This is a genomic window from Pseudomonas sp. MYb118 (assembly GCF_040947875.1).
Taxonomy (GTDB): Bacteria; Pseudomonadota; Gammaproteobacteria; order Pseudomonadales; family Pseudomonadaceae; genus Aquipseudomonas.
Genome location: NZ_JBFRXN010000001.1, coordinates 1 through 12,330 on the forward strand (window position 1 = coordinate 1; position 12,330 = coordinate 12,330).

Genomic DNA, 12,330 nt, shown 5'->3' on the forward strand with positions numbered 1-12,330 from the left:
ATATACGCTTGCCCCCTCATTTTCGGGCATTGAGTTGACTAGGGAAGTTGCTATTGCATGTGGCGTGAAACCAAAATTCTGCTGATCGATGACGATAGCGTCCGCCGCCGCGACCTGGCGGTGATCTTGAATTTTCTTGGCGAAGAAAATTTACCCTGCGGTAGCCATGACTGGCAGCAGGCTGTCGGCTCTTTGTCATCAAGTCGTGAAGTGATCTGTGTCCTCATCGGGACGGTCAATGCTCCTGGCGCGCTTGGGGGCTTGCTAAAGCACACTCGCAACCTGGGATGAGTTCCTTCCGGTTTTGTTAATGGGCGATAATTCTTCCATTGACCTGCCCGAAGACCAGCGCCGCCGTGTGCTTTCGTCCCTCGAGATGCCGCCCAGCTACAGCAAGCTGCTCGATTCGCTGCACCGTGCCCAGGTCTATCGCGAGATGTACGACCAGGCCCGCGAGCGCGGTCGTCACCGTGAACCCAACCTGTTCCGCAGCCTTGTCGGCACCAGCCGGGCGATTCAGCACGTGCGCCAGATGATGCAGCAAGTCGCCGACACCGATGCCAGCGTACTGATCCTCGGCGAGTCCGGGACCGGCAAGGAAGTGGTCGCACGTAATCTGCATTACCACTCCAAGCGTCGCGACGCGCCATTCGTGCCAGTCAATTGCGGGGCGATCCCGGCAGAGCTGCTGGAAAGCGAACTGTTCGGCCATGAGAAGGGCGCCTTCACCGGGGCAATCACCAGCCGCGCCGGGCGTTTCGAGCTGGCCAACGGCGGCACGCTGTTCCTCGATGAAATCGGCGACATGCCGTTGCCGATGCAGGTCAAGCTTTTGCGTGTGTTGCAGGAACGCACCTTCGAGCGCGTGGGCAGCAACAAGACCCAGAGCGTCGATGTGCGCATCATTGCGGCGACCCACAAGAACCTCGAAAGCATGATCGAGGTGGGCTCCTTCCGCGAAGACCTGTATTACCGCCTGAACGTATTCCCGATCGAAATGGCGCCGCTGCGAGAGCGTGTGGAAGACATCCCGTTGCTGATGAACGAGTTGATCTCGCGCATGGAGCACGAGAAGCGTGGTTCGATCCGTTTCAATTCCGCGGCGATCATGTCGCTGTGCCGCCATGGCTGGCCGGGCAACGTCCGGGAGCTGGCCAACCTGGTCGAGCGCATGGCGATCATGCACCCGTACGGCGTGATCGGCGTGGTCGAGCTGCCGAAGAAATTCCGCTACGTCGATGACGAAGACGAGCAGTTGGTCGACAGCCTGCGCAATGATCTGGAAGAGCGTGTGGCCATCAATGGTCATACCCCGGACTTCACCGCCAGCGCCATGCTGCCGCCTGAAGGCCTGGATCTGAAGGATTACCTGGGCGGCCTGGAACAAGGGCTGATCCAGCAGGCGCTGGACGACGCCAATGGCATCGTTGCGCGCGCGGCCGAGCGTCTGCGTATTCGTCGCACCACCCTGGTGGAGAAGATGCGCAAGTACGGCATGAGCCGTCGTGAAGGTGATGAACAGGCGGATGATTGACGCCTGTTTTTCAAGTCCTTCATTTTCGGGTGGTTTTTTTTAGGCACGGGTATTGCTAAGTCCCTCGCAACGTTCCGTTTCACTGACGGTCAGCCACGCGAGAGAGCACGATGCCCCAAGCCGCCCAGATGTCTTCTGCCCCTGACACTTCGGGGCACCCGTCGTCCGTAGAGCAGGCGAGCCGGCAAGGCCTCGAGCAGGCCTTTGCGCTGTTCAATCAGATGTCCAGCCAATTGACTGACTCCTACAGCCTGCTGGAAGCCCGGGTCACCGAGCTCAAGGGTGAGCTGGCGGTCGTCAGTGCCCAGCGCATGCAGGAACTGGCGGAAAAAGAACGGCTTGCCAATCGCCTGCAAAACCTCCTCGACCTGTTGCCCGGTGGCGTGATCGTCATCGACGCTCAAGGCATTGTGCGCGAAGCCAACCCGGCGGCCTGCGAACTGCTCGGCCTGCCCCTGGAAGGCGAGCTGTGGCGTCACGTGATTGCCCGCTGTTTCGCTCCGCGCGAAGACGACGGCCATGAAATCTCGCTCAAGGACGGTCGGCGCCTGTCGATCGCCACGCGCTCGCTGGACGCCGAGCCCGGCCAGTTGGTGCTGCTCAACGACCTGACCGAGACCCGCCACCTGCAAGATCAACTGGCGCGCCATGAGCGTCTGTCGTCCCTTGGACGGATGGTCGCCTCGCTGGCCCATCAAATCCGTACGCCGTTGTCCGCTGCGTTGCTGTACGCCAGTCATCTGACCGAGCAGGAACTGCCGGTCGACACGCAGCAGCGCTTTGCCGGACGGCTGAAGGAGCGCCTGCACGAGTTGGAGCATCAGGTGCGCGACATGCTGGTGTTTGCGCGCGGTGAATTGCCGCTGACCGATCGCGTCACGCCGAAGATGTTGTTGCAGTCGCTGCAATCGGCGGCCTCGACCCATGTCCAGGGCCTGCCGGTTCGTTGGCAGTGCGACAGCCATGCCGGCGAGGTGCTGTGTAATCGCGACACTCTGGTGGGGTCCATTCTCAACCTGATCGAGAACGCCATCCAGGCCGGAGCGGGTGACGTTCGCTTGAAAGTCCATCTCTACACCCGCGACAACAACCTGCGGGTCTCGGTCAGCGATAACGGCAGTGGCATTGATCAAAAGGTGCTGGCGCGTCTCGGCGAACCGTTTTTTACCACCAAGGCCACCGGAACCGGTCTGGGCCTGACCGTGGTCAAGGCCGTGGCACGTGCACATCAGGGAGAGTTGCGGTTGCGCTCGCGACCCGGTCGAGGCACATGCGCGCAGGTCGTCCTGCCGCTGTTCACCGGTGAAAGGCTCAGCGCTCAGGGAGCGGAGTGAAGGACATGGCAATCAAGGTTTTACTGGTCGAGGATGACCGCGCGCTACGCGAGGCACTGACCGACACGTTGTTGCTCGCAGGGTATGACTACAAGGCTGTCGGTTCGGCGGAAGAGGCGCTGGAAGCGGTGGGGGGCGAAGCCTTCGGCCTGGTGCTCAGCGACGTCAATATGCCGGGCATGGACGGCCATCAGTTGCTGGGCCTGCTGCGCACCCGTCAGCCGCAACTGCCCGTATTGCTGATGACCGCCCACGGTGCGGTCGAGCGAGCCGTGGACGCCATGCGTCAGGGCGCGGTGGATTATCTGGTCAAGCCGTTCGAGCCCAAGGCCCTGCTGGACCTGGTGGCGCGTCATGCCCTGGGCAGTGCGGGAGCAGTCGATCGTGAAGGTCCTGTGGCGGTCGAGCCGGCCAGTGCGCAATTGCTGGAGCTGGCGGGCAGGGTCGCGCGCAGTGATTCCACGGTGCTGATTTCCGGCGAGTCGGGTACCGGCAAAGAGGTCCTGGCACGCTACATTCATCAGCATTCGCATCGCGCCAGTCAGCCGTTCATCGCCATCAACTGCGCGGCGATTCCCGACAACATGCTCGAAGCGACGTTGTTCGGTCACGAGAAAGGTTCGTTTACCGGTGCCATTGCTGCCCAGGCCGGCAAGTTCGAGCAGGCGGATGGCGGGACCATCCTGCTCGATGAAATTTCCGAAATGCCCCTGGGGCTTCAGGCCAAGCTGCTGCGCGTGTTGCAGGAGCGCGAAGTCGAACGCGTCGGCGCGCGCAAACCGATCACGCTGGACATTCGCGTGGTCGCAACCACCAACCGTGATCTGGCCAGGGAAGTGGCGGCGGGGCGGTTCCGTGAGGACCTGTATTATCGGCTGTCGGTCTTTCCGCTGGCCTGGCGCCCGCTGCGCGAGCGTACCGCCGACATCCTGCCGCTGGCCGAGCGTCTTCTGCTCAAGCACGTCAATAAAATGAAGCATGCGGCGGCAAGGCTGTCGCCCGAGGCCCAGGCGTGCCTGATCGCTTACCCGTGGCCAGGCAACGTGCGCGAGCTGGACAACGCGATTCAGCGAGCGCTGATCCTGCAGCAGGGCGGCTTGATCCAGCCACAGGATTTCTGTCTCGCCGGGCCGGTCGCCTGTGCGCCCTTGCCGGCGGCCTCGCCGTTGCCGGTGCGTGCCGTGGAGATCGAGGCGGAGTCGGCGGGGGCGCTGGAAGACGACCTGCGCCGCCGTGAGTTCCAGATGATCATCGACACGCTGCGCTCCGAGCGCGGGCGCCGCAAGGAGGCCGCCGAGCGCCTGGGCATCAGCCCGCGCACCCTGCGCTACAAACTGGCGCAAATGCGTGATGCGGGCATGGACGTCGAGGCCTATCTGTTCGCCAGCTGATTTCTGCCGGTGGGAGCGAGCCATCCAGGTTGGGGAATTGTTGGTCGCGCCAGCCGAGCTGGCACCCTTGTTGCTAACACCTTTGTATCGCTGAGCGAGTGTCAAAAAAACGCGTGCCGCCACTGAGAGTAGAACATGAGCCAAGGTATTGAATTTAATCGACTGATGCTGGATATGCGTGCCATGCAAATGGACGCCATGTCTGCGCCGAAGTCGACTGCCGTCCCTGAAGTGGCGGGCAGCAGCTTTTCCGACATGCTCGGTCAGGCCGTCAACAAAGTGAACGATACCCAGCAGGCCTCCAGCCAATTGGCCACTGCTTTCGAGATCGGCAAGAGCGGCGTCGATTTGACGGACGTGATGATTGCCTCGCAAAAGGCCAGCGTGTCTTTCCAGGCCTTGACCCAGGTGCGTAACAAGCTGGTTCAAGCCTATCAAGACATCATGCAGATGCCGGTTTAAGGACGAGATTGAGTCATGGCAGAAGCAGTCGCCGATAACGTTCCGGCCAAGGCCACCCCGATAGACGGCAAACCGCCGTTGTTCGGCCTGTCCTTCCTGGAAAACCTCTCCGAGATGACCATGCTGCGTCAGGTGGGCCTGTTGGTCGGCCTGGCTGCGAGCGTGGCGATTGGCTTTGCCGTGGTGTTGTGGTCCCAGCAGCCGGACTACCGGCCTCTGTACGGCAGCCTCGCCGGTATGGACGCCAAGCAGGTCATGGACACCCTGGCTTCCGCGGATATCCCCTATACCGTCGAACCGAATTCCGGCGCCTTGCTGGTCAAGGCCGATGACGTCTCCCGTGCTCGTCTGAAACTCGCGGCGGCGGGCGTGACCACCGGTGACGGCAACATCGGTTTCGAGATTCTCGACAAGGAACAGGGTCTGGGCACCAGCCAGTTCATGGAAGCGACCCGTTATCGTCGCGGCCTGGAAGGTGAGTTGGCGCGGACCATTTCCAGCCTGAACAACGTCAAGGGTGCCCGTGTGCACCTGGCCATCCCGAAAAGCTCGGTATTCGTGCGCGATGAGCGCAAGCCAAGCGCTTCGGTTCTGGTCGAGCTGTACTCCGGTCGTTCGCTGGAGCCAGGCCAGGTGATGGCGATCGTCAATCTGGTGGCGACCAGCGTTCCCGAACTGAGCAAATCGCAGATCACCGTCGTCGACCAGAAGGGCAACCTGCTCTCGGACCAGGCGGAAAACTCCGAACTGACCATGGCCGGCAAGCAATTCGATTACAGCCGCCGCATGGAAAGCATGCTGACCCAGCGCGTGCACAATATCCTGCAGCCGGTGCTGGGTAACGACCGTTATAAAGCCGAAGTGTCCGCCGACGTGGACTTCAGCGCCGTCGAATCGACTTCCGAGCAATTCAACCCGGATCAGCCGGCGTTGCGCAGCGAGCAGTCGGTCAACGAACAACGTACCGCCAGCAACGGCCCGCAAGGCGTGCCGGGTGCCCTGAGCAACCAGCCTCCAGCGCCGGCTTCCGCACCACAGACCACCGGCGGCGCGACCGCGCAGGCTGGCATGGTGCAGCCGGGCCAACCGCTCCTGGACGCCAACGGCCAGCAAATCATGGACCCGGCCACCGGTCAGCCCATGCTGGCACCGTACCCGGCAGACAAGCGTCAGCAATCGACCAAGAACTTCGAACTCGACCGTTCCATCAGCCACACCAAGCAGCAGCAGGGCCGTTTGAACCGCCTGTCGGTGTCGGTGGTGGTGGACGATCAGGTCAAGGTCAACCCGGCCAACGGCGAAACCACCCGTGCGCCATGGAGCGCCGACGAATTGGCGCGCTTTACCCGCCTGGTGCAGGACGCCGTCGGCTTCGATGCCAGCCGTGGCGACAGCGTCAGCGTGATCAACATGCCGTTCTCGGCCGATCGCGGTGAAGTGATTGCCGACATTCCGTTCTACTCCCAGCCCTGGTTCTGGGACATCGTCAAGCAAGTGCTGGGTGTGTTGTTCATCCTGGTGCTGGTGTTCGGCGTGCTGCGTCCGGTGCTCAACAACATCACCGGTGGCGGCAAGGGCAAGCAACTGGCCGGCATTGGCAGCGACGTGGAACTCGGTGGCATGGGCGGCCTGGACGGCGAACTGGCCAACGATCGCGTCAGCCTCGGTGGCCCGACCAGTATCCTGTTGCCGAGCCCGAGCGAAGGCTATGACGCACAGTTGAACGCAATCAAGAGTTTGGTGGCAGAAGATCCGGGTCGCGTGGCCCAGGTCGTGAAAGAGTGGATTAACGCAGATGAGTGATAACCGAGCCGTTGCCGCCAAACTGACCCGGGTCGACAAAGCCGCGATTCTGCTGCTGTCCCTGGGGTCTACCGATGCTGCGCAGGTGTTGCGCCACATGGGCCCCAAAGAGGTCCAGCGTGTGGGTGTGGCCATGGCGCAGATGGGTAACGTGCATCGCGAACAGGTCGAGCAGGTCATGAGCGAGTTCGTCGACATCGTCGGCGATCAGACCAGCCTGGGCGTCGGTTCCGATGACTACGTGCGCAAAATGCTCACCCAGGCCCTGGGCGAAGACAAGGCCAACGGCCTGATCGACCGCATCCTGCTGGGTGGCAACACCAGCGGCCTCGACAGCCTGAAATGGATGGAGCCGCGCGCCGTCGCCGACGTGATCCGTTACGAGCACCCACAGATCCAGGCGATCGTCGTGGCGTACCTCGACCCCGATCAGGCCGGTGAAGTGCTGGGCAACTTCGACCATAAGGTGCGCCTGGACATCATCCTGCGGGTTTCTTCGTTGAACACCGTGCAACCGGCTGCCCTGAAGGAACTCAACCAGATTCTCGAGAAGCAGTTCTCCGGCAACTCGAATGCCTCGCGCACCACCCTGGGTGGCATCAAGCGTGCGGCCGACATCATGAACTTCCTCGACAGCTCGATCGAAGGTCAGCTCATGGACTCGATCCGCGAAGTCGACGAAGACCTGTCCGGTCAGATCGAAGACCTCATGTTCGTGTTCAACAACCTGGCCGATGTCGACGACCGCGGTATTCAGGCGCTGCTGCGCGAAGTGTCTTCCGACGTGCTGGTCCTGGCCCTCAAGGGTTCGGACGAAGGCGTCAAGGAGAAGATCTTCAAGAACATGTCCAAACGGGCGGCCGAACTGTTGCGCGACGACCTCGAGGCCAAGGGCCCGGTGCGCGTCAGCGACGTGGAAACCGCACAGAAGGAAATCCTCACCATCGCTCGCCGTATGGCCGAAGCCGGAGAAATCGTTCTCGGCGGGAAGGGCGGCGAAGAGATGATCTAAGTTCACTATGCCGTCCAAACATGATGAGTCCCCCTCCGACCTGATCCGCGCCAGGGATGTCGGAGGTTTTGATGTCTGGTCGCTGCCCAGTTTCGACCCGCATGTGCCGGAGCCCGAGCCTGAGCCGGAACCCGAGCTGCCGGAAATCGAGGAAGTGCCGCTGGAGGAAGTCCAGCCGCTGACCCTCGAGGAACTCGAAGCCATTCGTCAGGAAGCCTACAACGAAGGCTTCGCCACGGGCGAGAAAGAGGGTTTTCACAGCACCACGATCAAGGTCCGTCAGGAGGCCGAAGCCGCCCTCACGCCGAAAGTCGCTGCGCTGGAGCAACTGATGGCCAACCTGTTCGAGCCTATCGCCGAACAGGACACGCAAATCGAGAAGTCGCTGGTCGACCTCGTGCAGCACATCACCAGGCAGGTGATTCAGCGCGAGCTGGCCATCGACTCGACGCAGATCGAACACGTCATGCGCGACGCCCTCAAGCTGTTGCCGCTGGGTGTGGGCAACGTGCGCCTGTACATCAACCCGCAGGATTTCGAGCAGGTCAAAGCCTTGCGCGAGCGCCACGAAGAAACCTGGCGCATCGTCGAGGACGAAGCCCTGTTGCCGGGCGGCTGCCGGGTCGAGACCGAGCACAGCCGTATCGACGCCACGATCGAAACGCGGGTGGCCCGAGTCATGGACAAACTGTTCGATCAATTGCATGAACAGGCCCTGCACCCGGCCGCGCCTGATCTGAGCCTGGAGCTGCCGGTCGCTGCTGCACCGGCTGTCGAGCCAGAGCCGGAAGACCCCGATGCGCCTTGACCGCACCAGCTTCGCCAAGCGCCTGGGCAGCTACGCCGAGGCCACGGAGTTGGCCGGCGCACCGATCCTCGAAGGTCGTTTGCTGCGCATGGTCGGCCTGACGCTCGAAGCTGAGGGCTTGCGCGCAGCCATGGGCAGTCGCTGCATGGTCATCAACGACGACAGTTACCACCCGGTGCAGGTCGAAGCCGAAGTCATGGGCTTTTCCGGCAGCAAGGTGTTCCTGATGCCCGTGGGCAGCGTGGCGGGGATCGCCCCCGGCGCACGTGTCGTGCCGTTGGCGGACACCGGCCGCTTGCCGATGGGGATGAGCATGCTCGGGCGTGTGCTGGACGGCGCCGGTCGTGCGCTGGACGGCAAGGGCGGGATGAAGGCCGAAGACTGGGTGCCGATGGACGGCCCGACGATCAACCCCCTCAAGCGTCACCCGATCAGTGAGCCACTGGACGTCGGCATTCGCTCCATCAACGGCTTGCTGACCGTCGGCCGGGGCCAGCGACTCGGCCTGTTCGCCGGTACCGGCGTCGGTAAGAGTGTGCTGTTGGGCATGATGACGCGCTTTACCGAGGCCGACATCATCGTCGTCGGCCTGATCGGTGAGCGGGGTCGTGAGGTGAAGGAATTCATCGAGCACATTCTCGGTGAAGAAGGCCTCAAGCGTTCGGTGGTGGTGGCGTCCCCGGCGGACGATGCGCCGCTGATGCGCATGCGCGCCGCGATGTATTGCACGCGCATCGCCGAATACTTCCGCGACAAGGGCAAGAACGTCCTGTTGCTGATGGACTCGCTGACCCGTTTCGCCCAGGCCCAGCGGGAAATCGCCCTGGCCATTGGCGAGCCGCCGGCGACCAAGGGTTACCCGCCATCGGTGTTCGCCAAGTTGCCGAAGCTGGTGGAGCGCGCCGGTAATGCCGAGAAGGGTGGTGGTTCGATCACCGCGTTCTACACCGTACTGTCCGAAGGCGATGACCAGCAGGATCCGATTGCCGACTCGGCGCGGGGTGTGCTCGACGGGCACATTGTCCTGTCCCGGCGCCTGGCTGAAGAAGGGCATTACCCGGCGATTGATATCGAAGCGTCCATCAGCCGGGTGATGCCGGCGGTGGTGTCGCCGGAGCACATGACCCGTGCGCAGTATTTCAAGCAGCTGTGGTCGCGCTACCAACAGAGTCGCGACCTGATCAGCGTGGGCGCCTACGTCGCCGGTGGCGACCGGGAAACCGACCTGGCGATCTCCCTGCAGCCGCAACTGGTCAAGTATCTGCGCCAGGGGCTCAACGACAGCATCAGCCTGGGCGAGAGCGAAGCCTATCTCGGCGCGATCTTCGCGCCGGCGGCCGGCGGGTAACCGGTCATGGCCCAGAGTCGGGCAGGGCGCCTTGCGCCGGTGGTGGAAATGGCCGAAAAGGCCGAGAAAACCGCCGTGCAGCGCCTCGGTCATTTCCAGGGCCAGGTGCGCCTGGCTGAAAGCAAGCTTGCCGACCTGGAGGCGTTCCGTCTCGATTATCAGGAACAGTGGATCGTTCGCGGCAGTGGCGGCGTTTCTGGCCAATGGCTGCTGGGCTATCAGGGCTTTCTCGCACAGTTGGGCGTGGCGATCGACCAGCAGCGCCAAAGCCTGGTCTGGCACCAGAATAACCTGAACAAGGCGCGGGAAACCTGGCAGCAGGCGTACGCCCGGGTCGAGGGCCTGCGCAAGCTGGTGCAGCGCTACGCCGACGAAGCCCGGCAACTGGAAGACAAGCGCGAGCAGAAGCTGCTCGATGAGTTGTCCCAGCGGCTGCCGCGGGAGAATCCGTACTGAGTCAGTCAATCAGATTGTGGGAGCGAGCCTGCTCGCGATGGCGTCCTCGATGACACCACCATCTTGAGCCTTGCCCCAACCTTCACCAAGTGCTAAACCTTGTACAACATTGTTCAAAAATGACAAGGAAGCCGTCCAATGTCAGTCGTTACAGAAGTCTCTCCCAATGGGCAAAAGCTGACGATTTCCATCAAGGGGCGTTTTGATTTCGCCAAGCATCAAGCCTTTCGCGAATCTTACGAACACCTCCAGCCAAAGCCAGACTTTTTCGAAGTGAACCTCAAGGACGCCACCTACCTCGACAGTTCGGCGCTCGGCATGTTGCTGTTGTTGCGTGATCACGCCGGTGGCGAGAATGCCGAGATCAGGTTGACCCACGCCAACGCCGATGTGCGCAAGATCCTCGCCATTTCCAACTTCGAACAGATCTTCGACGTGGTGTGAACAGCGTGCAACCGGTGGTGGAGACGCTGACGATACTGATCGCCGAGGACAGTGCGGCCGATCGCATGTTGCTGTCGAGTATCGTCCGGCGCCAGGGGCATCAAGTGCTCACGGCGGCCAATGGTGCGCAGGCGGTCGAAGCCTTTCGTCAGCAACGGCCGCAACTGGTGTTGATGGACGCGATGATGCCCGTCATGGACGGCTTCGAAGCGGCGCGGCAGATCAAGGCGCTGGCCGGCGAAACCCTGGTGCCGATCATTTTCCTGACCTCGCTCACTGAGAGCGAGGCGCTGGCCCGTTGCCTGGAGGCCGGAGGCGACGACTTTCTGGCAAAACCGTACAACCAGGTGATCCTCACCGCCAAAATCAAGGCGATGGATCGCTTGCGCCGGTTGCAGGCCACCGTGCTCGAGCAACGCGACCAGATTGCCCGGCACCACGATTACCTGTTGAACGAACAGCGGGTGGCCAAGGCGGTGTTCGACAAGGTCGCCCATTCCGGCTGTCTGAATGCCCGCAATATCCGTTACCTGCAATCGCCCTATGCGCTGTTCAACGGGGACTTGCTGCTGGCAGCGTTCACCCCGGCCGGCGACATGCATGTATTGCTGGGGGACTTTACCGGCCACGGCTTGCCCGCGGCGGTGGGGGCGATGCCGCTGGCCGAGGTGTTCTATGGCATGACCGCCAAGGGTTATGGTCTGAGCGAAACCCTGCGGGAGATGAACGCCAAACTCAAGCGCATCCTGCCGGTGGACATGTTCTGTTGTGCGACCCTGCTGTGCCTGAGTTTCCAGCGACGCTCGGTCGAGGTGTGGAATGGCGGCATGCCCGACGGTTACCTGCACAACATAGCCAGCGGCGAGCGTACGGCGCTCAAGGCCCGGCATTTGCCGCTCGGCGTGCTGAGCCCGCAGACCTTCGACGACCGTACCGAGGTCTACCCCATGGCGGTGGGCGATCGGGTCTTCCTGCTCTCCGACGGGGTGATCGACACCTGTGACGCCAACGAGCACCTGTTCGGCGTCGAGCGCTTGCAGCAAGTGTTCGCGGCCAACCAGGATCCGGACCGGCTGTTCGAAGAGATCGAGCAGGCCTTGCACAACTTCCGTGGCGAAGCCCGCGACGATGTCAGCATGGTCGAAGTCAGCCTGGTGGAAGCCGCTCAGCTGAGCCCGCCGGCACTGGTCTATTCCGACAGCGGCCAGTCCTGCCCGCTGGACTGGTCGGTGAGTTTCGAGTTCCGCGCCGCGACGCTCAAGCGCTTCAACCCACTGCCGTACCTGCTGCAACTGCTGCTGGAAGTGCATGGTTTGCGCGCGCAGAGCGGGGCGCTGTACAGCGTGCTCGCGGAGTTGTATTCCAATGCCCTGGAGCATGGCGTGCTGGGGCTGGACTCGAGCCTCAAGCGTGATGCCTCGGGTTTTACCCGCTACTATCAACAGCGCAATGCGCGTCTGGAGGAGCTGCAAGAGGGCTTCGTACGGGTGCATTTGCGGGTCGCGCCAAAGGAAGGCGGCGGCTGCCTGATGATTCAGGTCGAAGACAGTGGCAAGGGTTTTGATGTCGAAAGGGTCATGGCGCGCCCCGTTGACAGCATCCGTCTGTCGGGTCGTGGCGTCAGCCTGATTCGCCAGTTGGGCCACAATGCCCACTGGTCTGACGATGGTCGTACCGCCCGCGTGGAGTTTTTCTGGGAGGCTCTGGCATAATCCACGCATTCTTGATCAAGGAGTGA

General features: G+C 62.3%; 10 protein-coding genes and 1 pseudogene. All 11 read left to right on the forward strand.

Annotation, left to right across the window (positions count from 1 at the left end; genetic code table 11):
- Nucleotides 1-57 precede the first annotated feature (57 nt).
- The 11 genes and pseudogenes from ABVN20_RS00005 to ABVN20_RS00055 all read left to right on the forward strand — a co-directional run bounded on the left by ABVN20_RS00005 (nucleotide 58) and on the right by ABVN20_RS00055 (nucleotide 12,304).
- Nucleotides 58-1,534 (forward strand): annotated as a pseudogene (locus ABVN20_RS00005) (sigma-54 dependent transcriptional regulator).
- A 128-nt stretch (nucleotides 1,535-1,662) separates the two neighbouring features.
- Nucleotides 1,663-2,868, forward strand: coding sequence for a PAS domain-containing sensor histidine kinase (locus tag ABVN20_RS00010; RefSeq protein WP_368554536.1), 1,206 nt, complete (start codon nucleotides 1,663-1,665; stop codon nucleotides 2,866-2,868).
- A gap of 5 nt (nucleotides 2,869-2,873) precedes the next feature.
- On the forward strand, nucleotides 2,874-4,259 hold the full coding sequence (locus ABVN20_RS00015) for a sigma-54-dependent transcriptional regulator (RefSeq protein ID WP_368553046.1): 1,386 nt from the start codon (nucleotides 2,874-2,876) through the stop codon (nucleotides 4,257-4,259).
- 135 nt (nucleotides 4,260-4,394) lie between these two features.
- On the forward strand, nucleotides 4,395-4,721 hold the full coding sequence (fliE, locus tag ABVN20_RS00020) for a flagellar hook-basal body complex protein FliE (protein WP_368553048.1): 327 nt from the start codon (nucleotides 4,395-4,397) through the stop codon (nucleotides 4,719-4,721).
- Between the two features lie 15 nt (nucleotides 4,722-4,736).
- Nucleotides 4,737-6,524 carry a flagellar basal-body MS-ring/collar protein FliF gene (gene fliF / locus ABVN20_RS00025; RefSeq protein ID WP_368553050.1) on the forward strand — a complete coding sequence of 596 codons (1,788 nt, stop codon included), beginning with the start codon at nucleotides 4,737-4,739 and terminating at the stop codon, nucleotides 6,522-6,524.
- Nucleotides 6,517-7,536, forward strand: coding sequence for a flagellar motor switch protein FliG (fliG, locus tag ABVN20_RS00030; protein WP_192302130.1), 1,020 nt, complete (start codon nucleotides 6,517-6,519; stop codon nucleotides 7,534-7,536). The genes fliF and fliG overlap by 8 nt, the downstream gene beginning before the upstream one ends.
- Before the next feature lie 7 nt (nucleotides 7,537-7,543).
- Nucleotides 7,544-8,344 (forward strand): flagellar assembly protein FliH, encoded by an 801-nt coding sequence (fliH, locus tag ABVN20_RS00035; RefSeq protein ID WP_368553052.1) that lies wholly within the window; start codon nucleotides 7,544-7,546, stop codon nucleotides 8,342-8,344.
- Complete coding sequence (fliI, locus tag ABVN20_RS00040) at nucleotides 8,334-9,692, forward strand: flagellar protein export ATPase FliI (RefSeq protein WP_368553054.1); 1,359 nt, start codon at nucleotides 8,334-8,336, stop codon at nucleotides 9,690-9,692. Before fliH ends, fliI begins: the two co-directional genes overlap by 11 nt.
- 6 nt (nucleotides 9,693-9,698) lie before the next feature.
- On the forward strand, nucleotides 9,699-10,148 hold the full coding sequence (gene fliJ / locus ABVN20_RS00045) for a flagellar export protein FliJ (RefSeq protein WP_368553056.1): 450 nt from the start codon (nucleotides 9,699-9,701) through the stop codon (nucleotides 10,146-10,148).
- A 138-nt stretch (nucleotides 10,149-10,286) separates the two neighbouring features.
- A complete protein-coding gene (locus tag ABVN20_RS00050; protein WP_368553058.1) occupies nucleotides 10,287-10,592 on the forward strand; it encodes an STAS domain-containing protein in 306 nt (101 codons plus the stop codon).
- Nucleotides 10,593-10,597: 5 nt separating this feature from the next.
- Nucleotides 10,598-12,304 carry a SpoIIE family protein phosphatase gene (locus ABVN20_RS00055; protein ID WP_368554537.1) on the forward strand — a complete coding sequence of 569 codons (1,707 nt, stop codon included), beginning with the start codon at nucleotides 10,598-10,600 and terminating at the stop codon, nucleotides 12,302-12,304.
- The last annotated feature ends 26 nt before the right edge of the window (nucleotides 12,305-12,330 follow it).

What these genes read in the sequence shown, in the direction of transcription:
- ABVN20_RS00010 (WP_368554536.1), top strand. Translation starts at nt 1,663, where the DNA reads ATGTCTTCTGCCCCTGACACTTCGGGGCACCCGTCGTCCGTAGAGCAG.
- fliJ (WP_368553056.1), top strand. Translation starts at nt 9,699, where the DNA reads ATGGCCCAGAGTCGGGCAGGGCGCCTTGCGCCGGTGGTGGAAATGGCC.
- fliF (WP_368553050.1), top strand. Translation starts at nt 4,737, where the DNA reads ATGGCAGAAGCAGTCGCCGATAACGTTCCGGCCAAGGCCACCCCGATA.
- fliG (WP_192302130.1), top strand. Translation starts at nt 6,517, where the DNA reads ATGAGTGATAACCGAGCCGTTGCCGCCAAACTGACCCGGGTCGACAAA.
- fliI (WP_368553054.1), top strand. Translation starts at nt 8,334, where the DNA reads ATGCGCCTTGACCGCACCAGCTTCGCCAAGCGCCTGGGCAGCTACGCC.
- ABVN20_RS00015 (WP_368553046.1), top strand. Translation starts at nt 2,874, where the DNA reads ATGGCAATCAAGGTTTTACTGGTCGAGGATGACCGCGCGCTACGCGAG.
- ABVN20_RS00050 (WP_368553058.1), top strand. Translation starts at nt 10,287, where the DNA reads ATGTCAGTCGTTACAGAAGTCTCTCCCAATGGGCAAAAGCTGACGATT.
- fliE (WP_368553048.1), top strand. Translation starts at nt 4,395, where the DNA reads ATGAGCCAAGGTATTGAATTTAATCGACTGATGCTGGATATGCGTGCC.
- fliH (WP_368553052.1), top strand. Translation starts at nt 7,544, where the DNA reads ATGCCGTCCAAACATGATGAGTCCCCCTCCGACCTGATCCGCGCCAGG.